Origin of the sequence: Sporosarcina ureae DSM 2281 (genome assembly GCF_000425545.1) — a bacterium.
Lineage (GTDB): Bacteria > Bacillota > Bacilli > Bacillales_A > Planococcaceae > Sporosarcina > Sporosarcina ureae.
On record NZ_AUDQ01000004.1, the window covers coordinates 1 to 24,521 of the forward strand.

Annotated in this window: 24 protein-coding genes and 5 tRNA genes; 7 read left to right on the top strand and 22 right to left on the bottom strand. The window is 40.5% G+C overall.

Annotated features, from left to right (window positions below):
- Positions 1-93 precede the first annotated feature (93 nt).
- Positions 94-309 carry an integrase core domain-containing protein gene (locus tag H605_RS0105040; RefSeq protein WP_476715112.1) on the top strand — a complete coding sequence of 72 codons (216 nt, stop codon included), beginning with the start codon at positions 94-96 and terminating at the stop codon, positions 307-309.
- Between the two features lie 60 nt (positions 310-369).
- Here H605_RS0105040 and putP read toward each other — a convergent pair whose 3' ends face one another.
- Complete coding sequence (gene putP, locus H605_RS0105045; protein WP_029053217.1) at positions 370-1,851, bottom strand: sodium/proline symporter PutP; 1,482 nt, start codon at positions 1,849-1,851, stop codon at positions 370-372.
- Between the two features lie 229 nt (positions 1,852-2,080).
- Here putP and H605_RS0105050 point away from each other — a divergent pair, with 229 nt between their 5' ends.
- Entirely contained in the window at positions 2,081-2,404 is a 324-nt protein-coding gene (locus H605_RS0105050) for a YbjQ family protein (protein ID WP_029053218.1), read from the top strand.
- 40 nt (positions 2,405-2,444) lie between these two features.
- On the opposite strand, the gene H605_RS0105055 is transcribed toward H605_RS0105050, so the two are convergent.
- Complete coding sequence (locus tag H605_RS0105055; protein ID WP_029053219.1) at positions 2,445-2,639, bottom strand: YwbE family protein; 195 nt, start codon at positions 2,637-2,639, stop codon at positions 2,445-2,447.
- A 125-nt stretch (positions 2,640-2,764) separates the two neighbouring features.
- Between H605_RS0105055 and H605_RS0105060 the strand changes: the two genes are divergently transcribed.
- On the top strand, positions 2,765-3,205 hold the full coding sequence (locus tag H605_RS0105060) for a YtoQ family protein (RefSeq protein WP_029053220.1): 441 nt from the start codon (positions 2,765-2,767) through the stop codon (positions 3,203-3,205).
- 239 nt (positions 3,206-3,444) lie between these two features.
- The gene (locus H605_RS0105065) at positions 3,445-6,273 is read left to right on the top strand and encodes an ATP-binding protein (RefSeq protein WP_051210471.1); all 2,829 of its coding nucleotides are present in this window, start codon (positions 3,445-3,447) and stop codon (positions 6,271-6,273) included.
- A gap of 59 nt (positions 6,274-6,332) precedes the next feature.
- Here the strand turns inward: H605_RS0105065 and H605_RS0105070 are convergent, their stop codons facing one another.
- The 14 genes from H605_RS0105070 to H605_RS0105135 form a co-directional block, all read right to left on the bottom strand.
- Entirely contained in the window at positions 6,333-6,698 is a 366-nt protein-coding gene (locus H605_RS0105070; protein WP_029053222.1) for a response regulator transcription factor, read from the bottom strand.
- 15 nt (positions 6,699-6,713) lie between these two features.
- Positions 6,714-8,333, bottom strand: a complete 1,620-nt coding sequence (locus H605_RS0105075) for a diguanylate cyclase (RefSeq protein ID WP_029053223.1) — start codon at positions 8,331-8,333, stop codon at positions 6,714-6,716.
- 125 nt (positions 8,334-8,458) lie between these two features.
- Positions 8,459-9,808 (bottom strand): phosphoglucosamine mutase, encoded by a 1,350-nt coding sequence (gene glmM / locus H605_RS0105080; RefSeq protein ID WP_029053224.1) that lies wholly within the window; start codon positions 9,806-9,808, stop codon positions 8,459-8,461.
- A gap of 52 nt (positions 9,809-9,860) precedes the next feature.
- Complete coding sequence (locus H605_RS0105085) at positions 9,861-10,841, bottom strand: CdaR family protein (RefSeq protein WP_029053225.1); 981 nt, start codon at positions 10,839-10,841, stop codon at positions 9,861-9,863.
- Positions 10,834-11,670: a diadenylate cyclase CdaA gene (gene cdaA, locus H605_RS0105090; RefSeq protein WP_029053226.1), complete on the bottom strand. Its 837-nt coding sequence runs from the start codon at positions 11,668-11,670 to the stop codon at positions 10,834-10,836. The genes H605_RS0105085 and cdaA overlap by 8 nt, the downstream gene beginning before the upstream one ends.
- Positions 11,671-11,823: 153 nt before the next feature.
- Positions 11,824-12,459, bottom strand: a complete 636-nt coding sequence (locus H605_RS0105095; protein ID WP_029053227.1) for an anti-sigma factor family protein — start codon at positions 12,457-12,459, stop codon at positions 11,824-11,826.
- Positions 12,460-12,471: 12 nt separating this feature from the next.
- Positions 12,472-13,035, bottom strand: a complete 564-nt coding sequence (gene sigW / locus H605_RS0105100; RefSeq protein WP_029053228.1) for an RNA polymerase sigma factor SigW — start codon at positions 13,033-13,035, stop codon at positions 12,472-12,474.
- A 182-nt stretch (positions 13,036-13,217) separates the two neighbouring features.
- Complete coding sequence (gene rocF, locus H605_RS0105105; protein ID WP_029053229.1) at positions 13,218-14,123, bottom strand: arginase; 906 nt, start codon at positions 14,121-14,123, stop codon at positions 13,218-13,220.
- Between the two features lie 30 nt (positions 14,124-14,153).
- The gene (locus tag H605_RS17410; protein WP_081657856.1) at positions 14,154-16,259 is read right to left on the bottom strand and encodes a sensor domain-containing protein; all 2,106 of its coding nucleotides are present in this window, start codon (positions 16,257-16,259) and stop codon (positions 14,154-14,156) included.
- A 202-nt stretch (positions 16,260-16,461) separates the two neighbouring features.
- Positions 16,462-16,536, bottom strand: a tRNA-Gln gene (locus tag H605_RS0105115).
- Positions 16,537-16,576: 40 nt separating this feature from the next.
- Positions 16,577-16,661 (bottom strand) — tRNA-Tyr (locus tag H605_RS0105120).
- 52 nt (positions 16,662-16,713) lie between these two features.
- Positions 16,714-16,788, bottom strand: a tRNA-Glu gene (locus H605_RS0105125).
- A gap of 13 nt (positions 16,789-16,801) precedes the next feature.
- Positions 16,802-16,877 (bottom strand) — tRNA-Thr (locus H605_RS0105130).
- Positions 16,878-16,885: 8 nt separating this feature from the next.
- Positions 16,886-16,960: transfer RNA gene (locus H605_RS0105135), tRNA-Asn, on the bottom strand.
- Positions 16,961-17,133: 173 nt separating this feature from the next.
- Between H605_RS0105135 and H605_RS0105140 the strand changes: the two genes are divergently transcribed.
- Complete coding sequence (locus tag H605_RS0105140) at positions 17,134-17,799, top strand: polysaccharide deacetylase family protein (RefSeq protein ID WP_029053230.1); 666 nt, start codon at positions 17,134-17,136, stop codon at positions 17,797-17,799.
- Between the two features lie 27 nt (positions 17,800-17,826).
- Here H605_RS0105140 and H605_RS0105145 read toward each other — a convergent pair whose 3' ends face one another.
- Entirely contained in the window at positions 17,827-18,516 is a 690-nt protein-coding gene (locus tag H605_RS0105145) for a KinB-signaling pathway activation protein (protein WP_037561623.1), read from the bottom strand.
- A gap of 138 nt (positions 18,517-18,654) precedes the next feature.
- Between H605_RS0105145 and gerD the strand changes: the two genes are divergently transcribed.
- Positions 18,655-19,242 (top strand): spore germination lipoprotein GerD, encoded by a 588-nt coding sequence (gene gerD, locus H605_RS0105150; RefSeq protein WP_029053232.1) that lies wholly within the window; start codon positions 18,655-18,657, stop codon positions 19,240-19,242.
- A gap of 22 nt (positions 19,243-19,264) precedes the next feature.
- Here gerD and H605_RS0105155 read toward each other — a convergent pair whose 3' ends face one another.
- The 4 genes from H605_RS0105155 to H605_RS0105170 all read right to left on the bottom strand — a co-directional run bounded on the left by H605_RS0105155 (position 19,265) and on the right by H605_RS0105170 (position 22,350).
- Positions 19,265-20,323, bottom strand: coding sequence for an Mrp/NBP35 family ATP-binding protein (locus tag H605_RS0105155; protein WP_029053233.1), 1,059 nt, complete (start codon positions 20,321-20,323; stop codon positions 19,265-19,267).
- A 76-nt stretch (positions 20,324-20,399) separates the two neighbouring features.
- Complete coding sequence (locus H605_RS0105160) at positions 20,400-21,113, bottom strand: N-acetylmuramoyl-L-alanine amidase (RefSeq protein WP_029053234.1); 714 nt, start codon at positions 21,111-21,113, stop codon at positions 20,400-20,402.
- 265 nt (positions 21,114-21,378) lie between these two features.
- Positions 21,379-21,681 (bottom strand): rhodanese-like domain-containing protein, encoded by a 303-nt coding sequence (locus tag H605_RS0105165; RefSeq protein ID WP_029053235.1) that lies wholly within the window; start codon positions 21,679-21,681, stop codon positions 21,379-21,381.
- Positions 21,682-21,759: 78 nt separating this feature from the next.
- Positions 21,760-22,350, bottom strand: coding sequence for a hypothetical protein (locus H605_RS0105170; protein WP_029053236.1), 591 nt, complete (start codon positions 22,348-22,350; stop codon positions 21,760-21,762).
- A 149-nt stretch (positions 22,351-22,499) separates the two neighbouring features.
- Between H605_RS0105170 and hpaB the strand changes: the two genes are divergently transcribed.
- Complete coding sequence (hpaB, locus tag H605_RS0105175) at positions 22,500-23,939, top strand: 4-hydroxyphenylacetate 3-monooxygenase, oxygenase component (protein WP_029053237.1); 1,440 nt, start codon at positions 22,500-22,502, stop codon at positions 23,937-23,939.
- A 150-nt stretch (positions 23,940-24,089) separates the two neighbouring features.
- Here the strand turns inward: hpaB and H605_RS0105180 are convergent, their stop codons facing one another.
- Positions 24,090-24,407, bottom strand: a complete 318-nt coding sequence (locus H605_RS0105180) for a DUF3889 domain-containing protein (protein ID WP_198040308.1) — start codon at positions 24,405-24,407, stop codon at positions 24,090-24,092.
- Positions 24,408-24,521: the final 114 nt, after the last annotated feature.

Genomic DNA, 24,521 nt, shown 5'->3' on the forward strand with positions numbered 1-24,521 from the left:
CCCACAGGAGTGATTATACATTCGGATCAAGGGAGTGTGTATACGTCATACGCGTATCAAGCCTATATCAAGGATAACGACCTGATCGGCAGCATGTCACGTCGAGGAAACTGTTGGGACAATGCGGTGATTGAATCATTTCATTCGAGTCTGAAATCTGAAGAATTTCAATACGTTAAATTTAATTCATTACGCAATAATATTGTAGTTGAACGAGTAATTGCCTATTTAAATTATTATAATGAAGAACGTATCCAAGAAAAATTAGGCTACCTGACACCGATAAAATATGGTGTCAAAGCAGCCTAATCATGGTGTTTTATATGTGTCTCATATCGCTAGGTCAGTCTACAGGATCGCTCTTTTTGTTTACTTTTCTTCTTCAAGCAACTCCATTGTTTCATCGAATTCTTTTTCAATAATGGGGTTGTGTTTATACGTTGCTTTACTTACTACAACCGCAACAAGGAGACAAATCGCGAACCCTGGGACGATTTCATATAGTGAACTCGATAAGAACTTGACGTTACCCCAAACACCGACTGTAATGGCACCAGCGATCATACCGTATAGTGCACCTTTAGCCGTTAACTTTCTCCAGTATAATGACAAGAGAATAATGGGACCGAATGCTCCACCAAAACCTGCCCAAGCGAATGAAACTAATTTTAAGACAGATTCTTTATTTGGCCAAGCCAGCACCATGGCGACAATCGTCACGAGCAGAACGGCTAGGCGGCCTAAAAATACATAGCGACTATCCGAAGCGTCTGTTTTGAAAACTGCTTTATATAAGTCTTCAATCAAAGCAGATGATGTCACGATCAATTGAGAAGATATCGTACTCATAATAGCTGCCAATACAGCTGCTAGCATGATGCCTGCAATCAACGGATGGAAGATGATCTGTCCGAGAACGATAAAGACCGTTTCCGGATCTGCCAAGTCCGCGCCGTTTTGCTGAAAATACGCGACACCGATTAATGCAGTAGCAATCGCACCTATTAAACTCAGTAACATCCAGCCAATACCGATCCGTCTGGCACTTTTCGTCTCTTTAACAGAGCTGATCGCCATAAAGCGGACGATAATATGCGGCTGGCCGAAGTAACCCAGTCCCCATGCCAGTGAGGAAATGATTCCTACCACACTCACACCTGATACAAAGTTAAAGAGCGAAGGATCGACTTCTCTTATACTCGCTGCAGTTTCTGAAAATCCACCTGTTATGAAAATACCAAATGAAGGCACTAAAATCAGTGCTAAAAACATAATCAATCCTTGGATGAAATCGGTATAACTTACTGCCAAAAATCCACCGAACAATGTATACGCTAACACTACTACTGATACAATGATGAGCCCTGTATGATATTCTAACCCGAATGAACTTTGAAAGAACTTCCCACCTGCTACCATACCTGAGGATACGTAGAACGTGAAGAATGATAAAATAATGATACCTGAAGCCACCCGCAATAAACGAGAAGTATCTTTTAATCTATTCTCAAGGAAACTCGGAATCGTGATGGAGTTATTCGAAACTTGTGTGTAGACACGTAAACGCGGCGCCACAAACAACCAGTTCAAATAAGCACCTACCGTCAAGCCAATCGCGAGCCATGCTTCACCTAATCCACTTAAATAAATTGCACCCGGCAGTCCCATCAACAGCCAACCGGACATATCGGACGCTCCGGCACTTAGTGCTGTAACAGCCGGCCCGAGCGAACGTCCACCAAGCATATAATCCGTCAGGTTCGATGTACGTTTGAACGCATACCAACCAATGAACAGCATAGCCGCCATGTAAACGATTATGGAAATAAGCTGATACATTTGTTCTGTCATACAATCATCTCCTTTTTTCTATCTATGTACTCATACTACCTGATAGGTAGCGCGCTTTGAACCTTTATTTCGAGACTCGTAGAATATAACTATTTTTTCGATACAATTCCCCGGGAAATTACTTCATTTGACATAGAAAACAAAAATGTTTTATTTCCACATGTTACATATATTTTGAAACCATTCTCTCCTTCCTAACGTATAGATACAAACCAAAGGGGGAGATCAAATGTTACACACGACAACTAACATGTTGCAAGGCCGAACAATTGAAACGTATCACGGGATTGTATCAGGGGAAACCATTATGGGAGCAAATATCGTACGGGATATTTTTGCATCTGTCACCGATATTGTAGGCGGCCGCAGTGCTGCTTATGAAAGCAAACTAACTGAAGCACGTCAAACAGCACTTGATGAAATGTCCCAGAAAGCGAGTGTTATGGGGGCGAACGCTGTCATCGGTGTAGACTTAGATTTCGAAATGGTACGTGAAGGTATGATGATGTGTATCGCAACCGGTACAGCTGTAACGTATCGCGATGGAGAATAATCTTATATACAAAAGAGAGGGTACTCCCCTCTCTTTTGTATTACTCTAATATTTCTGCTACGCGCCCTACTTGTCCATCCTCAAGCCGTACTTTAATCCCGTGCGGATGAAAACTGGAATTGGTCAATAAATCTTTTACGACACCTTCTGTTTTCATGCCGCTTCGCTGATCTTTCTTTAAAATAACGGCTACTCGTAATCCAGGTTTTACATCTGCTCTATTCTGTCCATTCATATACTCAACTCTCCTCGTTTTTATTTAGTGTACCATATTCATGAACTCTTTCTCTTCAAGTACATCTGATGAAGGAAGGAATAATGCATGATACAATAAAGGCTATCAAACTAGGAGGGGTTTTCATGCGATTAACAGTATACTTAGCTGGGGAAATTCACACATCTTGGCGAGATGAGATCAAACAACAAGCAAAGGATTTACAATTACCTGTGGACTTTGTCGGACCCATGGAAGACCATGACCGCTCAGACAATATCGGGGAAGAAATTCTAGGCGAACAACCGGATAAAATATTTAAAGATGCCGCAGCTTCTAGCCTTAATAACTTACGAACGGAAATTTTAATGAAAAAATCAGATGTCGTTATGGCGTTATTTGGCGAACAGTACAAACAGTGGAATACCGCGATGGACGCCAGCGCAGCAGTCGCTTTCGGGAAACCACTTATTCTGATCCGTCAGGAAAATCATCATCATCCACTAAAAGAACTATCCCGCAAAGCACATGTTACCGTAGAATCGGTAGATCAAGCAGTCTTAGCTCTGAAATATATTTTTGAGTAAATGTGCAAATTTCTTACTAGAGGACAAGCCTATCATTTATCGGCTTGTCTTTTTCTTTTTCCACTGATTACTATACTCTTCACTTGAAACCCGATTTATTTTGGCTAGTATTCATACGTAATAATTTCTTCCTATCTTATCTCAAAGATATAATTTCTTAACTGAAAATTCTATACGTATAGAGTCGGGGCAAATGGTAGAATAGAAGTAGATGAGATAGTGGAAGGGGCAATCGGATCGTGCAGAAAAAAGGAATTCGCCAACAATACATAAAAGTATTTGTCGTTTCAATAGTCATCACGATTGTCGGAATGGCTAGTATGTATTTCTATGCTAGTAACTCTTGGGATGAACTAGAAGATCAACAGCAAGACGCTTATACAAAGTCAAAACTAGTGGAAGAAATATCCGATTCGATCCAAGATCTATTCTTTCGGATCCGTGGTTACTATGCTTTTCAAATAGAGGAAGAACTAAACTATGCTTATCAAGCACTCGAAGACATTCATGCTCATTCCAAGGAATTTAAATCGTTTCATCTAAATGTAGAAGAACAACAAATCATTGCCGAAATCGATAACTTCTTAACGGAATACGAAAATGTCACCCTCCCAAAAGCCATTCAATTTGTTGAAGAAAATGATTATGATGGCTTACGGAACTTAGCAAATAGTGGTACCAACCTAACCGTTAATAGCTTCATTAAATATGCCAGTGAATACGAAAATTCTTCAAAGGATAAGCAAAGAAATGCAGATGATTATACGATGCAACAAACTAAAAATTTCTTTTTGATCATCACCATATTTGGCTTCATCTTCTTGCTTATTCCAATCTATATGATTTGGAACGTTATTCACCGTGTGGTTAAGCCAATAGAAGATATTACGCGTGCGGCAGATCAGTATGAAACAGAAGGTACCGTGCTATTCCAACCTATTCAGAGGAAGAATGAAATCGGTGCACTCTCGCAATCCATTCATAAAATGATGGAACGCATTCAAATGAATGAACAGGAACTCCTCTCCCAAAATGAAGAATTAATTACACAGCAAGATGAATTATTCAGTCGCCAGACTAAGATGGAATTCGCTTTATCGGAAGCTCGATTTTCACGTATTCGTTTGGAACGTTACAATGGTTTGAGTCATATCTTATCATTCTCACTCGATAAGCAAGAAGTATGCGACCAAACTTCTGACTATTTAAATCAAATCTATCAATCCGACTTGGGTTTTCTTTGGCTTCCTAGAAGCGGAATTCATACATTAAAGGGAATTTCACAAGAGTTTTTTGATGAAATTAAACGAGAACGGTTAGAATATATAAAAACCAGACTTGAAACGGAGCCCTATTTCATTATCAAACGAGAAGCGGAATATGAAAAAGGCATAGCCGACAATATTACATATGTCTATGATTTTGTGACAGGTGTCTATAATGTCGCAAACGAATTAAGCGTCGTTTCCGTCCTCTCGCGTATCGGTAGGCCATTTACGGAAGACGACCAAAAAGATTTATATGGTTTACTTAAGCGAATTGCCATTGCGGTGGACCGAATTGAGCAATACGAACTCATTAGTCATGAACGTCAGTTGAATCAAAACATCCTGGATAGCATCAATGAAGGCATTCGTTTCGTCTCAAATAGAGATGAGAATGATAAGTATAATGCAGCCTTATTCGATTTACTTGGCATGAAACCTGAAACGGAACACAAGATATGGTCTCGAGAAGAGTGGACGGAGGTTTTCCTAAAGCAAATCGATGATCCGGTTCAATACAAAGTATTTCTTGATGAGGCAAACCAATCCGAAGCTACGGAGTTCATTAATAACCAATATATACTTTCATTACCTTCTAACGAATCTCGAGTCATGAATGTGTATAGTGTCCCAATTATTATTCAAGATGAAAAAGTCGGTACGATCTTCGTACACCGTGATATAACTCATGAGCACGAAGTCAATAAAATGAAAACAGAATTGGTTTCGACTGTCAGTCACGAATTACGAACACCTTTATCGAGTATCGTCGGATTCTCTGAGCTTTTACTAAATAAAGATATGGATGATACACGCAAGAAACGTTATCTTGAGACTATTCATAGCGAAGCAAACCGACTAACTGCGCTCATTAATGACTTCTTAGATCTTCAGCGGATGGAATCTGGTCGTCAATCGTACACAGTAGACGATATATCGATCAGTGAAGTGGCTGAAAAGGCTGTGGCTAATTTATTGATTCAATCACCTCGCCATACGATAAACGTGCAAGATCTGACTTATTCATCTATAATCAGAGCCGACTATGATCGTATTTTGCAAGTATTCATGAATTTAATCGGAAATGCCATTAAGTTTTCTCCTGACGGCGGAAGCGTGAATATCACTCTGTTAAATCAACAGGACGCAGTTACCGTTTCCATAGCGGATGAAGGCATTGGAATTCCTTCAGATACTATTGGACATCTATTTGAAAAATTCTATAGATTCGATAATAGTTACAGTAGAAAAATTGGTGGTACAGGTCTCGGTCTATCTATTTGTAAAGAGATTCTCCACCACCATAATGGACAAATTTGGGTAGATTCCGAAGAAAATGTAGGGACGACTATTTTCTTTGCTCTTCCTTTAAAACAGCAATTACCAACAGAAAAAATTGACTCCAATAAACCTTTGGTCGTGATAGTAGAAGATAATGTGAATATTTCATTATTACTTGGTGGAGAGCTAGCAAGCAATGGTTTTTCAGTCATTCATCATTCCAAGGTGAACAAAGCATTTGCCTGTATAGAAAAAAGGCGACCTACCGCAGTCGTCGTTGATCTAATGTTAGACGAAGGTGAAAATGGTTGGGATCTGATTAGCCAAATGAAAAATCATACTCAAACTGAATCAATTCCTATTGTTATATCCTCTTCATTGGAAAAAGAACCGTTACTAATGGAAAAGTTTCATGTCAGTGAATTTTTGACGAAACCTTACCCTCTCAGCGATTTATCATCCATTATCATGGAGACTATAGAACGGTCGGATGGACTAATTTTATATCCAGAGAACGACTAAATAGAACGTCCTTTCCATAATGGAGAGGACGTTCTGTTTTTTATAGATATGCACAGTAATTAAAATAATGATTTAACTAATTCAGCTAGTTCATTTGGACTAAATGGTTTGGGTACGAAATAAGAGGCCCCTTTAGCTAAAGCAAGATCCTGATCTGCTTGCTGCGCTTTCGCAGTGAGCATAATGATAGGTGTTGTTAGTTTTAACGGTTGTAGATGCTCTAATAATTCCAAACCGGTCATACGTGGCATCATATAATCCAAAAGAATGGCGTCATATGGATGGCTTTGAATTTTTCCCAAAGCTTCTACCCCGTCTTCAGCCTCTTCCACTTGAAATCCTTCAAATTCCAAAGTGTCTGTGAGCAACATGCGCAAAATATCTTCATCATCTACAACTAACACTTTTTTTCCTACATGTGTCAAAGTGGGCATCTCCTTCTAATCTCTTTTATCAAATAACCGGTTAGCTAATTTATCGATTCTTCCGAGGACTTCTGAAGGTTGGAATGGCTTAATTATATAGTCGTCTGCTCCAAGCCAGAGTGCCGCCTTAATATCATTCGCACTTTTTCTAGCTGTCATCATGGATACCGTGACGTTTGTTTTGGCATGGTCACTCTTTAATCGACTTAATACTTCAAGACCGTCCATTTTTGGCATGACACCATCAAGTAGTACTATGAAATAGGCGTCAGGGCTATACCAGTCATCTTCAAGAAACGAAGGGCCGTCAGCATATGTCTTCACTGTAATATCAATATCCGAAGATGTTAATTCCAGCAACGTTTGCTGAAGGATTTGCCTGATGAATGAGTCGTCGTCAACGATAATGACGATCAACTTTCTCTTTACTACTCGTTTTCTCTGGTCGTAAATCACAGTTTGATTTCGCCCTGAACGCTTTGCTTCATAAAGAGCCTGATCAGCAGCAGATATCAAGTTGGCAGTATTCCCTTCATATGTCGCACTGCCTGCCGAGAAGGTCACCTGAAACGTCCCTTCACCTGAAGTGAATATTGCGTCATTGAACTTTTCTCGAATTAGCTCAACAGCATGCACAGTATCTTCTGCTTTGATGTTATCAAATAATAAAGCAAACTCTTCCCCGCCATAACGGAATACATAATTACCTTCGAACTTTTCTTCTTTAATGATTTTGCCAAAACTCTGCAATACTTCATCGCCTGCAGGATGTCCATACAGATCATTTACTTGTTTAAAGTGATCCAAGTCTATTATGACCAGCGAAAAAACCGCTTCAGATTGATCGGCTTTTTTCGCCAATGTATTAATCGTCTCATCAAAGTAGCGTCGATTCCCAACACCCGTCAAACTATCTGTAATCATACTGCTACTGACCGCATGCTGTCGCATTTGCCGATTGAACAAATAAGGAAAAAAGACATCCATATCAAAAGGTTTAGGTATCAAATCCATAGCGCCTCTACGATACGTTTCAATTAGCATTTCTTTTGTTACTTCTTCACTCGAGATGGCTAAAGTCGTATTTTTTTGTCGCGCGGGTTCTGCGATTTGATCCAACACTTCAAAGCCTGTCATATCAGGCAATTTTGCATCTATGATCACAATACTTGGTCTCATAGAGTAAAACTGTTCAATTCCACGCTTCCCATTCAATGAAATAATTACTTGAGCTCCAAGCTTCTCAAGCAGCTCTTTTAAATAGGATACGAACTCTAAGTCTTGATCAATAATTAGAATGAACGTTTCCTGATCAAGGCGATTGACGTAGCGATCAGGCAATTGAAATTCTGCTTTTTTCACAGCAACGGTATTATCAAAATGCGAACGAATACGATTCTTCAAATTTTCTAATGAAGAAACGGGTATTTTCTGATCGTTGGAAGACGTCAGAATCTCTAACTGTGACGTGCAAAAAAGAGACAACTGTTGTAATCCAATTGTCCCGGACGTTCCCTTCAATTTATGAAGAAAATAATATAACTCTCTTTCCGTTAAACTACCACGCGCTTTCCACTCTTCAAAGATATTCTCTGTTCGTTGTGCGAGCATATTTTGATATTTTTTTTGACTCACTGTTTTCCTCTCCGTTCAGCGAAAGCATTCCCAGCTCGGCCTGTACTTCTGATTCCCCGGTATTCTACTTCTATAAAAAAAGAGCTGGTAATATAGAGTTTCCTATTACCAGCTCAAACGCATATTTACTCTAGACCCATTTCTTCTTTTACTACTTGTGAAATCCGTTCTGCATAGTCTGCACACTGTGCTTCTGTTTCAGATTCGACCATTACGCGGACAAGAGGCTCCGTACCCGAAGGACGCACTAGTACTCTTCCCTGACCGTTCATTTCTTTCTCTACCTCGTTAATAACTCCGACAATACGCATATTATCCATGACCGCATATTTATCCATTACCCGAATATTAATTAGTTTCTGTGGATACACTTTCATTTCACTAGCCAATTCCGATAATTTTTTACCAGTTTGCTGCATGATATTAACAAGTTGCAATGCCGTCAGTAAGCCATCACCCGTTGTATTGTAATCCATGAAGATAATGTGGCCTGATTGCTCACCACCAAGATTATAATGATTCTTACGCATCTCTTCTACAACGTACCGATCACCTACAGCTGTTTGAACACTCTTCATGCCAAACTCCTCTAGCGCTTTATAGAAGCCCAGATTACTCATCACAGTAGAGACAATAGTATCTGATTTTAATCTGCCTTTGCTATGTAAATATCGAGCTACGATGAACATGATTTGGTCACCGTCAACAATATTTCCTTTTTCATCAACTGCGATAAGACGATCGCCATCACCATCAAATGCTAGACCGATATCTGCACTCTTTTCTACTACAAGTGCTGCAAGTGTTTCAGGATGTGTAGATCCGACGCCATCATTGATATTCAAGCCGTTTGGAGAAGCACCCATTGTAGTCAAGTCTGCATCCAAATCTGCAAATACATGGGTTGCCAAGACTGAAGTCGCTCCATGTGCGCAATCGAGCGCTACATGGATATTTTCGAAGTCCTCATCGACAATTTGTTTCAGGTATTGAATATACTTTTGACCGCCTTCGAAGTATTCCGTAATGGTTCCAACACTTCCACCTACCGGACGGGGTAATGTATCTTCTTCTGCATTTAATAGTTTTTCAAATTCCTCTTCTTGTGCATCAGTTAATTTAAAGCCGGTATCTCCGAAGAACTTAATTCCATTATCCTCAACCGGATTATGTGATGCTGAAATCATAACGCCTGCTTGCGCGTTCATGACACGTGTTAAATAGGCTACGCCTGGTGTACTAATTACGCCTAACTTCATAACTTCCACACCAACAGATAATAGGCCTGCTATTAAAGCATTTTCAAGCATTAAACCAGAAATCCGTGTATCTCTTCCCACTAGCACTTCTGCTTTTTCTTCTGTATCATTAGTGAATAAATATCCACCGATTCTGCCTAATTTAAATGCCAGTTCAGGTGTAAGTTCCTTGTTCGCTACACCTCTGACGCCATCTGTTCCGAAATACTGTGTCATGTTGTATTCTTCCTTTCAATCTGATCTTTGTAGATCACGTTTGGTACGAGCTTTACGATTCTTTACTATCATCCGTCTTTTTCGATACGTTAGAAGTTTCACCTGAAACTTTCACCTGAACTTTTAATTTGGCAGGTGTCACTTTAGTAATTCCTTCAGGTTTCTTTACATCTACTTCCACTTTTCCGGATTTAGTTATTTTAGTGATATCCAGTTCTACTGGAATTTCTTTGATTGCATCCACTGTACTCTTTGGTCCGTGAATGCGGACTGATTGACTCTCGGGTACAGCACTTTCAATAGTTATTCCAGTCGGTGATTGACCCTTTTGTTGCAACTTCAACGGAATTTCACGACTATATTCCTGAACATCCACTTTGACCGTGACTTCTTCCGGATCCAATGCAACGGAGAGCTTATTCAAGTCGCGATCCAATACGCGAACACGAGATTTTTGCTCAAAAGGTTTATCTAGGCTACCGTCACTTGTAATAGAAACTTTTACGAAACTAATTGCATCCACAACACTTTTCGCACCTGTAACATTAATCGAGGAGGGTTGGACTCCCATGCTTTTCACTTCATAGCCTTCTGCTAGCAATCTAGTATTCATCTCTGGATCAACACGAAATGATTGAGTTACCTTTTCCTCAATGTTAATAGTCACTGTTGCAGGGTCAAGTCGAACGTCCAGTTTATCTGATAAATTTTCTGCTTGTATACGTACATTATGTTCACCAAGTGTCAAATTTTGCAAATCCAATTTCAATGTGAAATCCTTTAACAACTTAGTAGTCTGTACAATTTGGGCCGGCCCTTCAATTGTCATATTAACCATGTCAGGTACGCCGGTTACTACCAAATTCTCCGTATCGTAATATACTTCCACAGGTACATCTTGCATGAGATCAAACATATCGCCTATTGTATTACGACTAGATTGATCCTCAGCTTTTACTGATAAAAACAGCATAATGGCTAAAAAAAGAGCAGTCAGTCGTAAAAACCAGGGGCTATCCATGAATTTATCCATTTTTTCTCTTCCCCCACTTCCATAGAGAAGTATCTGTTTGTCCTGTTGTGTTACCGAACCAGGAAATACGTAATAGTTTTTCGAACTCCTCGATATCTAATTTACGATTGATTTCCCCTTCTACAGCTAGACTGATGGCACCGGTTTCTTCTGAAACAATGATGGTTACCGAATCAGTGACCTCACTGATACCAAGCGCAGCACGATGTCGTGTACCGAGCTCTTTGGAAATAAATGCACTTTCCGACAATGGTAAATAACAACCCGCAGCAGCAATACGGTTTTTCGTCACAATGACTGCACCGTCATGCAGTGGTGTGTTTGGAATGAAAATATTGATAAGAAGTTCGGAAGTAATATGTGAATTCATAGGGGTACCTGTTTCGATATATTCACTAAGACCTGTTTCTTTCTCAATTGTGATCAACGCACCAATTCGTCGCTTCGCCATATAGCTAACGGATTTGACAAATGCCTCAATCAAGCGGTCACGTTCTTCTTCCTCCTGCATAGCAGTCCGCGCAAAAAGCCTCCCCCGTCCTAGTTGCTCCAATGCTCTACGTAATTCAGGCTGGAATATGATAATTGCAGCCAAAAAACCGAATCGAAGTACTTCCTCCATCATCCATTGGAGGGTCTTCAAGCCGAGCCATTCCGTAATATAGCGACCGATTAAAATCACAAAAATACCTTTCAATAATTGAACAGCTTTTGTTCCTTTAATAATAGTAATTAATTTATAGAGTACGAACCAAACAAGAAGCACATCCACAATATTTTTCAGTATTTCTATTGGTGCTAATGTTGTTACTTGCTCCAAACCCGGCATGTGCTTCCCCTACCTTTTAAAAAAGTTCTTATACATCTAGTATAACATAATTCCCAACTAACATGCCCAACTAAAAGGTATTGAACATCTGAATGTAAATCAAAAAAAGTGATGCGTAAGCTCGGAAGCCGCATCACTTTACAATCTATTTCGTCATTCATTTTCAAGCTTTTGTTCCTTCGACGCAGGAATAATATCTTTTGCAACAGATTTCATCTTATACCACAGCCAATCAAAGATCTCATTGATTTCTTCACTTGATCCCGTTATAACCGCCGTTGAAGCCATATACTTGGAACCTTTAATGACTGTGACATTGCCATCCACTTCCCCTTCAATTCGAAGGTCCCCATTCTTCACGACTAAGTCTCCTACAACCGTTTCGCCTGCCGGTACAACCACCGTTTCCCCTTCAACAACTATATTAGGCTGTTTCGTAAATGAAAACTGCTGTTCATTTTCAAAACTCGAGAAAAAAGATGCACTCATCAGTAGTAAAAACATCGCAGCCGCCACCATAAATGGATGCTGACGAAACCACTTATTCGGACCTTTCTTGATCATCTGTTTCGGCAATCTTGCCGTCACGCCATCAACAAATCCAGCGGGCGCTTCCACTACATCGACACCCTTAAATAAAGTAACAGTTTGCTCTAGTTCCTCAAATATTTCTCTACACTCTTCACATAACTTCAGATGTTCGTTCATAATCTGCTCTTCTTCATTGGTGATTTCACCATCTAAAAACGCATGCATATAATGGACAACATGTTTAGGACATTTTTCCATGAATCCAACCTCCTACATACTACCCATTTGTTGTCGAAGCGCTTCTCTTCCTCGATGCACTCGTGTTTTTACCGTACCAAGTGGCATCTCCAAAATATCGGCGATTTCCTGCAACTGTAGGTCTTCCATATATCGCAAAATAATAATTGTACGGTATTTATCGGGCAGCCTGTTTACTTCGTATTGAACACGATCTTTCATTTCCATCTTCTCTACTTCTTCTTCCGGTAACTGATGATCCGTTGCGATTTGCGAATACATATCCAAGCCTTCCGTCCCTGGCACCGTAGCATCCAAGTAGTAATCAGGTTTTTTCTTACGAATGCGGTCAATACATAAATTGGTCGCAATACGGTACAACCAAGTAGAAAATTTTCGCTTTTGATCATAGGTTTCCAAGTTTACATAGGCTCGCACAAAGGCTTCTTGAGCAATATCTTCCGCCTCTGCTGCATTGTTCAACATTCGGTAACATACTTGATATAGACGGTGCTGAAAATGGATGACGATTTCCTCAAAAGCTTCCTGATTACCATGTAAAACTTCTTTTACTCGTTTGTTAATTAATTCGTCCAATAGGCTTCACTCTCCGCTCCTATGCGGCTGTCCCTTTATATACGTTAGAAACTTCATTTAGTTTCACTTTTTTTATTTATTATGTCCATCTCTACTTTATCATTATTTCAGGTATCTGTGGTAGTAATTTCCTTAATAGAAAAAAGTGATCAAAACCGGCAGGCTTTAATCACTTCGACAAATCATAGTAGTTTTTCACCGAATAATGAACCCATCAGGCCAACTGCCACATCAGCCGTCTTATTGTACTCATCCAGAATAGGGTTTACCTCAACGAACTCCGCGGATGTAATGACATTTGCATCTTCTAGCAATTCCATCGCCAGATGACTTTCACGGTAGGTGATCCCACCTGGTACCGGTGTTCCAACTCCTGGGGTATACAACGGATCCAACCCGTCCAAGTCTAATGACAAATGAACACCATCTACTTGTCTTGAGGCAAAATAGTTAAGCGTTTGCTGTATCACTGCTGACATACCATAACAATCAATTTCATGCATAGTAAACACTTTTATGCCTTTTTCTTTAATCAATTGTCGTTCACCAGGATCCACTGAGCGTGCTCCGATAATTACCACGTTTTCAGGATTGATTTTCGCTCCTTTATTATGCACATTCACTAATTGCTCATGTCCCAGCCCCATGCTGACCGCGAGTGGCATACCGTGGATATTTCCTGACGGAGAGGTTTCGCTTGTATTCATATCTGCATGCGCATCGTACCAAATAACACCAAGATTTGTATAGTGTTCCGCCAACCCTGCTAGTGTGCCTATTGCAATACTATGGTCTCCGCCAAGCACTAACGGAAACTTCTTGTTCTTTACAATAGCCGAAACTGTCGCAGCAAGCTCTTCGGTCGCTTCTGTCACCTCTGTTAAGTTCTTCAATCCCGCTTCATTGCAAGATAAATTGTGAACAGGAGAAACAGAAATATTCCCTTCATCTGTTACGTGATGACCTAATGCTTTCAGACGCTCTATCGCTCCTGCATATCGAATTGCACTTGGCCCCATATCCACTCCACGTCGGCTCTGACCAAGATCTACGGGCACTCCGATTAAAGAAATGTCTAGTTCGCGCATAATTAATCCTCCCACCTGATATTTATATTTTTAAGTAGAACCGTATTCTCTTATCTCTTTCGCGTTTTCTAGTGACATGGGCCGACCATAATAATAGCCCTGACCTTCGCGGCACCCTAAGTTGTAGAGCATTTTTGCCTGCTCTGGTAATTCTATTCCTTCTGCCACTACGTTCAACCCTGCGGTCTCAGCAAGAGTTACAATTGCTTTGATAATAGCTTGACTGTTCTCATTTTCCAATACATCCCTCACAAATGCCATATCAATTTTCAACGTATCGGCTGGGAGTTCTTTAATATAACTAAACGTACTATAACCGGTTCCGAAGTCGTCAATCGCAACAGTAATACCTTCACTTCGAAGTCTTTGAATGGATTCTTTCATCCCTTCCGTATCGATAAATGAACTTTCCGTCAGTTCCAACTCTAGCATCTGAGGTGGTACATGGTATTCTTTAATAATATTCAAGACAGTGTCAACAAAGCCCTCTTCTTTCATTTGGACTGTGGAGACATTTACAGCGAATCGGCAGGTTTCACCAGCTGCCACCTCTATCTCTGCACGCTTACACACTTCACGTAAAATCCATTCACCTAGCGGTACGATAATTTTCGTTTCCTCTGCTAGCGGAATGAATTTATTAGGAGGAATCACTCCTAAATCTGGATGATTCCAACGTACAAGCGCTTCTACGCCTGTCAATTCGCCAGTATCCAGTAACACTTTCGGCTGATACTCAAGATAAAAGTGTTGTTGTTGCACACTTTTACGTAATTCATTTTCCAATAAAATTCGCTCTAACGACATCTTTGAAGTACCGGGCTTGTACAGTACAGTATCCCCGCCACCACGTAACTTGACCTTACTTAACGCCAATGTGGCTTTAGTGATCAAATCAGAAGGGTGTTTCGCGTGTTCAGGGTACATAGAAACACCACAACTTATAGACAATGTATAGGTTTGTTTTCCAACTTGGATAGGTTGTTCTAAGAAAGTACGAATATCTTCCGCATGATTATAAAACGCTTCTGCGTCTAGCAATCCAGGTATGATGAAGGCAAATTCATCTCCTGCAATACGGGCTAACAGGCTTTCAGGACCTGTTCTCTTTTTCAGCCTTTCTCCAACCATCGCCAATAAATAGTCTCCTGCTTCATGCCCAAGTAAATCATTTGCATAGCGTAGTCGATCAATATTAATATGAACGAGAGCAAATATTTGCTTGCTGGTACGTGCTCTTTCAAATGCTAGCGCCATCTGTTCCCTAAATGAATTTCGATTCATCAAGGAAGTCAATGGGTCATTGTAGACAAGGTATTTGATTTTCTCGTCTGATTTCACACGTTCTGTGACATCACGCATGACGACTAGTAGTTTGTCTTCATATTCAACTGATTCCCTCACTTCATCAATCTTTGCCTCCATGAAGTGTAATCTATTTTTACTATCTAAAAAAGGATACTCCAAATTGAGTGCTTGGTACTGATATCTCCCAAATTGCAAAATTTTCTTTTCTACCTCTTGGCGATTTTGCTTATAAATATATGAATAGAATGAATTGGAATGTAGTTCGTCCACTGAATGCCCAAGAAGCTTCTGAAAGGATGGTGAAACATAGTAAAACTTCCCGTGCCGATCAATGACGGCAATATAGTCAGATGCATTATCTGTAATAATTTCGTAAAGATCTGCATTTTTTCGGATTTCTAGTTCCATTTTCTTTCTCTCGGAAATGTCATAGCGAATTGCGATATATTGATAGGCTTTTCCTTTATGATTTAAAAATGCGACGATCGTTGTGTCTACCCAGTAAGTTGTTCCATCCTTGGCACGATTACATATATCGCCACGCCAAGTCTTGCCCGCCCCAATCGTTGCCCACATCTCTTTAAAGAATGCTGCATCATGATGACCCGAGTTGACAATGCGTTGATTAGCACCAATTAATTCTTCTCTTGAGTATTTTGAAATTTTTTCGAAGTGTTCGTTGGCATATTGAATCGTTCCTTTTGAGTCGGTGATTGCGACGATAGCTGCCTGTTCTAATGTATAGGCAATATCACTAAGAACCTTTTGCAATTCTTTTTCACTACTAGACTCAACAAGTGCATTCATGCCGTTTAGAAATTCTTGCATAGCTATATCACAATCCCTATATCTGGTTATTTTTCGTCATGCATACAAGATTAAATACCCATATGTGTTACAAATTATTATACATGATTATTCAAATTGTTCTATATGTTTAAGTATTTTATTCAACAAAAAAACCCTCTATTTTTTAAAAAATAAAAGGTTTGGATATTTTAAATATAGAATTGTACGTACGTTAGTAAAATGGCTGGGGTAGCTGGATTCGAACCAACGAGTGACGGAGTCAAAGTCCGTTGCCTTACCGCTTGGCTATACCCCAACGAATAGCTGGTTAGTCTTTTCTAAAGGTAAAACAAACATGGTGGTGGGGGACGGATTCGAACCGCCGAACCCGGAGGGAGCGGATTTACAGTCCGCCGCGTTTAGCCACTTCGCTACCCCACCGTGTTAAAATTGCGATAAGCTTCGCATTGCTGTTTTTCTTCAAAACTTTAAATGGTGACCCCTACGGGATTCGAACCCGTGATACCGCCGTGAAAGGGCGGTGTCTTAACCGCTTGACCAAGGGGCCATAAAAGTGTTCATGGAGCTTCCAGCCGGACTCGAACCGGCGACTTCTTCCTTACCATGGAAGCACTCTACCTGCTGAGCTATGGAAGCATAAAAAATGGCTCCGCAGGTAAGACTCGAACTTACGACCGATCGGTTAACAGCCGATTGCTCTACCACTGAGCTACTGCGGAATAATATTATATGTAGTACGTTTGACGACAAAATCCATTATAGCATGTTTGCTAACTCTCTGCAACAAATACTTTTAAATCACTCAAGCTTTTTTAATTATAGTGGGCTTAGTCATATACGTCAAGGGTTTTTCATACAATAGTTTAGACTTCACATAGTTAAGGAGATTGGCATGATAAAAAAACTTCTCTTCCTTCTTGTATTGACTGCACTATTCTTAGCTTTTATCCCTCAATTGGCCAAGCCTTCTTCTACCTTGAAGGCGGTTTTCCGATTGACCGAACAACCTGCAGTGATAGTGAAAGGTACACAAGGTTCGGCATTGACCATCAATATTTCATTCGGTGATAAAGAAGTGGAGGAACTTCTCGAGAAATTGTCGCAGCCCTATCCTTTATTATTTATCGATAGTGACTGGGCTTCACGCTTCCCTCATATTACAGAGCAAATTAAACAGCGTTCTCTACCTGTCGCATTACTCGGTACAGAGGGTCAACATTATGAAAACGATCCAAACCTGTTGAGCGAGCAACTTCAAACGTTTGAAGAATTGTTTAGCAAGCGACCTCTTTGGTTCCGTACGACAGATGAAGAATTCCCCTTAGCGCTGCTGCAAAAATTAAGCGAAGCAGAAATCAACGCCCTTGGATCTACCGTTCAGTGGTCTGGCGGCGCATTACCGAAAGCTTCTAAGGGTGAAATTATTGCCGTTCCATATGCCCGTAACGAACACGTAGCTACAGCTGAGATTCAGCGATTAATTGCCAGCCGTACTTTTCAATCCGTAGAGGACCTGTTATTTCGGTCAACTGTAAAAACAAAAAAAATTCCACAATAAAAAAACTGACGGGAGAAAAATCTCCTGTCAGTTTTTTTTGGATTTACCCGCTTGTTTCTTCGCATTTTTTCTTTCCGTTCTGCGTTGATCCAGCTTTTCTTTATCAACATCGGATTGTTTGTTGTATTTAGGCAATATTAATAACTGATACGCATTCACTGCGAGAAGCGGAAATAAAAGAATAGTTACCCATTCATCTTTGTTACCTGAAGTGACCATTAGTGCCGGTAACCATTCAAGCGTCGTGATGACAATCATGAAAAATAATGCTGAAATTAATGCATGTTTTTTTGTCCACTGTGCTTTAAAGTACGCTGTCACTACTGATACTGCAATTAAGGTGATGAGTAAGAAAATATACAAAAATGTACGACTTGTATCTTCTTTCGTTAATTGAAAACGGAAAAAGACTAAATCAAACAGTACCACTACTATGATCAGCATTTGCACCCAATTCCATAATGTTAGCGTACGGAACATATTCACGCCGAACTGATGGACGGTTAAGTAGGCGAAGAAGCCCATCTGCGCAATCACACTCATTGTAAATCCTAAGAAAATCATCCATAAAAAAGCACCAAGAAATTGCCATATCTCGCCTGCCTGTAAGTATCCATAGAAAAAATCCCAACGTACAATTAGACCGACAACCGCTGTAATTGCTCCGCCAATTGCCATTGCGCGTAAGAAAAATTTAACCCAATTTCGTATTGTCACAGTACTGTTCCCCTTTTTATCATGTCCATCCTAGTGTATCAACGATCGACAAAAAAATCTATTTCATTGAACGATTCATGCATATTCCTTCTTATATTGTGAACAATAAATGAAAATACAAGTGGAAGGTTGAGTGGAATGAAAAAATTTGCAGTTCTATTTCTATTCCTTCTATTCCTTACGGGTTGCAGCGGAGGTCATCAGGCGGCGCCAAGCTATGATGAGATGAAAAAGATGATGACGGATGCAATCCAAACGGAAGACGGAAAAAAAGCACTCCGTAAATTGATGACTGATCCTGAGTTCAGGGAGTTATTAGTACTTGAACAGCCCGAAGTCAAGCAGAGCATTGAGAATGTATTACTTTCTAAAGAAGGAGAACTTTTTTGGAAAACAACTTTTGAAGATCCTAAATTCACTGAATCCATCGCAAAAAGCATGAAAAAGCAACAAGCGGATATTATGAAAGATTTGATGGGAGATGCTTCTTTTCAAAAAGAAATGGAGAAGTTTTTTGGTCAACCAGACATGATGAAGCAAATGGAGAATATCGTGAATTCAGCAACGCTCAAGAAGGAAATGGAGAAGGCCATAGAGGATACAATCAATAGTCCTCTCATGCAAGCAAAGTGGCAAGAACTGATTATGAAGGCAGGAAAAGGTGCTGGTGAGGAATCCGCTAAGGGTGACGCTAAAGAAGAAAAAACAGACGAAGAAGGAAAATAATCCTTTCTTCGTCTGTTACATTTTACTTTTCTGTTTTTTTAATTACTGTATCGGCAACGTCTAAATAGATTTTTCCTATCGGATGATCTTCTGCGTAGACGGAAGGTGCAAAATCCGTTTCGTTCCAGTCAGGTTGGCCGAGAGGAATTTGTCCTAATAATTCCGTACGAAGTTCTTCAGAAAGACGAACACCGCCGCCTTGTCCAAAGACATACTCTTTCTCGCCTGTTGCTTGCGATGAGAACCAAGACATGTTTTCAATCACACCGAGTAACTCATGTTCAGTCTGTAATGCCATCGCCCCTGCACGTGCTGCAACGAATGCTGCAGTTGGGTGTGGAGTAGTAACGACAATTTCTTTAGATGCTGGAATCATTTGGTGAATATCAAGCGCCACGTCACCTGTTCCTGGTGGTAAGTCGAGCAACAAGTAATCCAACTCGCCCCAGTCCACGTCGCGGAAGAATTGATCCAACACTTTCCCAAGCATAGGTCCACGCCATACGACAGGTGCGTTGTCTTCAACAAAGAAGCCCATTGAGATCACTTTGACACCAAAACGTTCTACTGGCATGATACGATCCTCCCGAACTTCAGGCATAGCTGTAATACCCATCATATCCGGAACACTGAATCCATAAATATCTGCATCAATCAAACCAACTTTTTTGCCGCGTCTAGCTAAAGCTACTGCTAAGTTGACAGAGACTGTAGATTTTCCTACACCGCCTTTACCAGATGCAATCGAGATAAACTCGATATTAGATAAAGGGGATAAGATATCTTGTGTTTCCGCTTCCGTAACTGTGCCCCGGAATTGCTCTAACACTTCTTTAGGCAGCTCTTCAAATCGAATGCCCACCGAGTCGGCTCCTGCTTCTTTCAACATTTCAACTATTTTTGATTGTAGCGTCAATTGCTCTCCAGTATTCACTTTCGCAATCGCGATTTTAACACTGACGTGTTCTTTTTCAGGTTTAATGGTTACACCCACAATACCATTCGTTTCTGCCAATGTTTTATGTAAAAACGGATCTTCCAATGCGCCAATCAGTTCACGGACTTGTTGTTCATTAATCACATTCAACACTCCTTACTGAATTCATTCACTCCCTTTCAGTATATCATATTCCCTATTCACTAAAACGTCATATGCTTCATTGTTCTTCAGCAAGTTGGTATTTCACAATTCCATCCACAATCGCTGCAGCCACTTTTTTCTGATATGATTTATTTGCCAATAGTTTTCTTTCCTCTGGATTGGACAGGAAGCCTGTTTCTACCAACACAGCTGGCACCGGTACTTTTTTCAATAAGTAGACCCCTGTGATTTTCATGGCTTCTCGCTCTGTATTTTTCAACTGATCACGCAATTCATTTTGGATCGACGTCGCTAGTTGCTTACCCTCTGGATGGCCGCCTGGATGATAAAATACTTGTGCCCCTCTCCAGCGTTCTTCTGGAATTGCGTTAACGTGTACGCTGATAAACATGTCGGGCTTCGAATCGACGGCCATGCTTTCACGTAGTTTCAGGTCTGCGAACTTTCTACTTCTCAACGAGGTAAACTTCTCGGATGGTGCATGTTCCGCAACCGCATCGCCACTTTTCTCCCTCGTCATTTCTACAGTTGCCCCTTTTTTCTTTAATAGTTTACTCACTTCATGGGAGATGTTTAAAGTAATATCTTTTTCAATGAGTTCACCTGCTGAAGCACCCCCATCTTCCCCACCATGCCCAGGATCAATGAGGATGCTTACCCCACCAAGTTCTGAGGGCAGAAAGAAGCCACGATCAGATGCTTTGACGCCGTATAACACTCCACCTAACGAGAAAATTATTAGCAACCCTGCTACAAGCCATTTTTTCATACAGACACCGCCTTTTTCTTTCACTATACGCTTGGACTTTTGAGGTTATGTCTACGTAACATATGAGAAGCTGTTTAGAGTAGGAGATAGCGAAGAGTACCATGGGCTTATGCTAGGGATTTGTAAGAGTGAAGACACCGTTGCACTAGAGGTGCACGCACACTACGTAACTAGGTAGAAATGCGACACTCTACGGTGGAACGCATACACAAAAAAGCTGTCGAAAGAAGTTTCTCACTTCTTACGACAGCTTTGGTTTCGCTTATTATTTTGTTTCGCCTTCCCATGCTAACATGCCGCCCACCATGTTTGTTACATCGAATCCTTCATCTGCCATAAGCTCTTGCGCACGGCCACTTCTGCCGCCCGAACGGCATACGAGAATGTAAGGTGTTTCAGCATTTAAGTCATGCATTACAACGGGTAGGTTGCCAAGTGCAATGTGTTGTGCACCCGGAATGATGCCTTCTGCTACTTCGTCATCTTCACGTACATCGATGATATTGAGATCTTTACCGCTTTCTAGTTGCTCTTGCACTTCTTTTGCAGTTAATTCTTTTAAAGTCATGAATGATATCCTCCAAAGTGTTTAATGTACCCTTATTCTATCTTGCTGAGTTAAGCATTGTCTATTGAAATGAACTAATTAGTGTTGTTGTAACTCTTTCATAGTATGCCCTCGGTTTTCCCATAATCTGGTCGCATCCGCCAATTCAACAATCGCAGGGATATAGCGCTCGGATTCTTTAATAGGCAGTTCCAGTCCCGATACAAATAATGAAAGTTCCATCATGAAGTCGCCGCCACTTACTTGCAAATTATATACTAGTTCGGAGACTTCTTCCTCTACATTCAATTGATCACCGAAGTCTTCTCTTAACATATTCTTTACTATTACCTGCTCTGGTGTTTCTTGAAAGTACTCTTCATCAATGAATCGCAGTAATTCTTCTTTTCCAGGTATGTAATATGGCTTTCCAACTGCATTTCGTTTTAGGTTTTCCTTTTCGTCCTCTTCGCTAGTCGCTTCTGCTACAAATTCGTTTGATTGAATATAAACGAAGCTCTCCTCTAGTTTTTCTTTCACTTGCTCTGATTGCAAAAATCTTTCCACTTCATCCAATGAAATCTCTTCTTTGTTTTGATTATTGTAGATCTCAACCACTTTTTCAACAGGCACAATCCCATATAGATTTGTGCACGCCACGATATACTTCATTACCAATTCTTCATTCATTATATACACGCCTTTCACTTATCCGGATAAATTCCCTATGTACTCTTTCTGTATTGTATCAAAACTATTGTCCAGTACGAGAACTATTTTGATCATTCAAGACGATGTCATAATATACTATACCAACTAGAAAAATCAGGGGGAATAGTATGAGTGCTATAAACGGCAAGGAGTTTGTACGTAGAATAAATGAGCAAAACGCGGAGATTTGGCTGGATGGGCAACAATTGAAAGGACCCATCTCTGAACATCCCGCTTTTAAAGGGCTTATAGAAACGAAGGCTTCTCTATATGATTTACAACTGTCACCTGCACATAGATCTCTCATGACATACGCTTCACCAGTCACAAATGAGCGAATTGGAATTTCTTACTTACAACCTAAAACCAAAACAGATTTGCAGAATCGTAGAGTCATGACAGAAGAATGGGCAAGACTTTCTTGCGGCTTACTTGGTAGAAGTCCCGATTACCTTAATACGGTAATCATGAGCTTTGCCTCTTCTTCGCCTCACTTGCTCGGCAAGGAAAACTGCTTTCCCGAACATATTCAAGCGCTGTATGAACGAGCACGAGAAGAGGACCTATCTTTTACTCACACCTTCATTACACCGCAGATTAATCGATCTCAAAGTGCCTTTAATATGTCAGATGAACCAGTCTCTGCGAAGATTGTAGGAAAGACATCTAAAGGACTTATCATTAAAGGAGCTAAGCTACTTGCAACACAGGGCGGCGTGACAGATGAAGTATTGGTATTTAGCACGCCTTCATTTCTTGGAGATCCTGATGAAGCTTTCGCCTTTTCCATTCCCTCTGGAACAGAAGGTTTGCGTTTTCTTTGTAGAGAATCATTTGTAGGAGGGAGTTCCACATTTAATTACCCACTGAGTTCAAGGTTTGAAGAGATGGATGCTGTAGTGGTTTTCGATAATGTTCTCGTCCCATGGGAGCGTGTATTCTTTCATCACAATGCCGAAGTAGCTTCAGAGTTTTTTTCCATGAGTTCGTTCCATCCATTCGCCACACATCAAGTCATTACGAGACAGATCGTCAAAACCGAGTTCATGCTGAATTTAGCAGAGCAGCTCGTTCAAACGATTAATATAGCGGAATATCTCCACATTCAAGAAAAACTGTCTGAAATAATTATTGGACTCGAAACAATGAAAGCACTGCGAGATAAATCTGAAGCCGATGCGACACTTGATCAATGGGGGTATATGTGTCCAAGTGCAATACCACTTCAAGTAGCCAGCAATGTTTTCCCGAAAGTCTACCCGCGTTTCAGTGAGATCATTCAGCTAATCGGAGCAAGCGGAATGATTGCGTTACCCACCGATAAAGATTTCCATTCGGCTATTCAACCTGATCTCGCAAAGTACTTACAAGGGGCTACAAAAACCGCGGTAGAACGTGTACAACTGTTTCGGTTGGCCTGGGATTTGACGATGAGTTCGTTCGGCACAAGACAAACACAATATGAACGGTATTTTTTCGGAGATCCGGTTCGCTTATCAGGTCATCTATACCGATCCTATCCTAAAGACGCGGGGCAAGAAATGATACGCGGTTTACTTTCCGATTAAATAAGAAGTCTGCAATTCACCTAAACTATTCGGATGCATGTCTACACAAGTGGTTCACCAACGACATCAAGACTTACATTTTCTTTTATCAAAAAGCTCCCGAATAAAACAACACCCCTAGGCCATGTTATATGGCGTAGGGGTGTTGTTTTAATTAACAGGTATTTCTTGAAAATCGATGCGAATAAATTTACCCGTTTCTGCTGAATAGGTGACAGTCACTAGCACACCAAATTCCCGTTCTTCCTCTTTTAACCAAAGCTGGAACTTTTCCGTGTTTGTAACTTTCTTTGAGTCAGTTGCGATATGCAAATAATCCTTGATATCTGCATGAGGATACTTGAGCATCGTTTGCTTGATAGCAAGCCTTGACCATTTGGCGTATGCCGGTACTTCCACTTTACTAAGTGCAGCAACTGGCGCATCACTAGTGCCCGACCCACTTGTCAATAAAACTCCAAGTGCCAAGCCTATTTTCGCAAAGATGGCGCACACCTCCTTTTAAGAATAGCATGCGCTGATTATAACCATTCAATTCTAAATAAAAAAACATCCAACTAAAATAGTTAGATGTCTCTGGTA

What these genes read in the sequence shown, in the direction of transcription:
- H605_RS0105040 (WP_476715112.1), top strand. Translation starts at nt 94, where the DNA reads ATGTCACGTCGAGGAAACTGTTGGGACAATGCGGTGATTGAATCATTT.
- putP (WP_029053217.1), bottom strand. Translation starts at nt 1,851, where the DNA reads ATGACAGAACAAATGTATCAGCTTATTTCCATAATCGTTTACATGGCG.
- H605_RS0105050 (WP_029053218.1), top strand. Translation starts at nt 2,081, where the DNA reads ATGTTACACACGACAACTAACATGTTGCAAGGCCGAACAATTGAAACG.
- H605_RS0105055 (WP_029053219.1), bottom strand. Translation starts at nt 2,639, where the DNA reads ATGAATGGACAGAATAGAGCAGATGTAAAACCTGGATTACGAGTAGCC.
- H605_RS0105060 (WP_029053220.1), top strand. Translation starts at nt 2,765, where the DNA reads ATGCGATTAACAGTATACTTAGCTGGGGAAATTCACACATCTTGGCGA.
- glmM (WP_029053224.1), bottom strand. Translation starts at nt 9,808, where the DNA reads ATGACACAGTATTTCGGAACAGATGGCGTCAGAGGTGTAGCGAACAAG.
- H605_RS0105085 (WP_029053225.1), bottom strand. Translation starts at nt 10,841, where the DNA reads ATGGATAAATTCATGGATAGCCCCTGGTTTTTACGACTGACTGCTCTT.
- cdaA (WP_029053226.1), bottom strand. Translation starts at nt 11,670, where the DNA reads ATGCCGGGTTTGGAGCAAGTAACAACATTAGCACCAATAGAAATACTG.
- H605_RS0105095 (WP_029053227.1), bottom strand. Translation starts at nt 12,459, where the DNA reads ATGGAAAAATGTCCTAAACATGTTGTCCATTATATGCATGCGTTTTTA.
- rocF (WP_029053229.1), bottom strand. Translation starts at nt 14,123, where the DNA reads ATGCGCGAACTAGACATTTCTTTAATCGGAGTGCCCGTAGATCTTGGT.
- H605_RS17410 (WP_081657856.1), bottom strand. Translation starts at nt 16,259, where the DNA reads ATGCAAGAATTTCTAAACGGCATGAATGCACTTGTTGAGTCTAGTAGT.
- H605_RS0105140 (WP_029053230.1), top strand. Translation starts at nt 17,134, where the DNA reads ATGATAAAAAAACTTCTCTTCCTTCTTGTATTGACTGCACTATTCTTA.
- gerD (WP_029053232.1), top strand. Translation starts at nt 18,655, where the DNA reads ATGAAAAAATTTGCAGTTCTATTTCTATTCCTTCTATTCCTTACGGGT.
- H605_RS0105160 (WP_029053234.1), bottom strand. Translation starts at nt 21,113, where the DNA reads ATGAAAAAATGGCTTGTAGCAGGGTTGCTAATAATTTTCTCGTTAGGT.
- H605_RS0105165 (WP_029053235.1), bottom strand. Translation starts at nt 21,681, where the DNA reads ATGACTTTAAAAGAATTAACTGCAAAAGAAGTGCAAGAGCAACTAGAA.
- H605_RS0105170 (WP_029053236.1), bottom strand. Translation starts at nt 22,350, where the DNA reads ATGAATGAAGAATTGGTAATGAAGTATATCGTGGCGTGCACAAATCTA.
- hpaB (WP_029053237.1), top strand. Translation starts at nt 22,500, where the DNA reads ATGAGTGCTATAAACGGCAAGGAGTTTGTACGTAGAATAAATGAGCAA.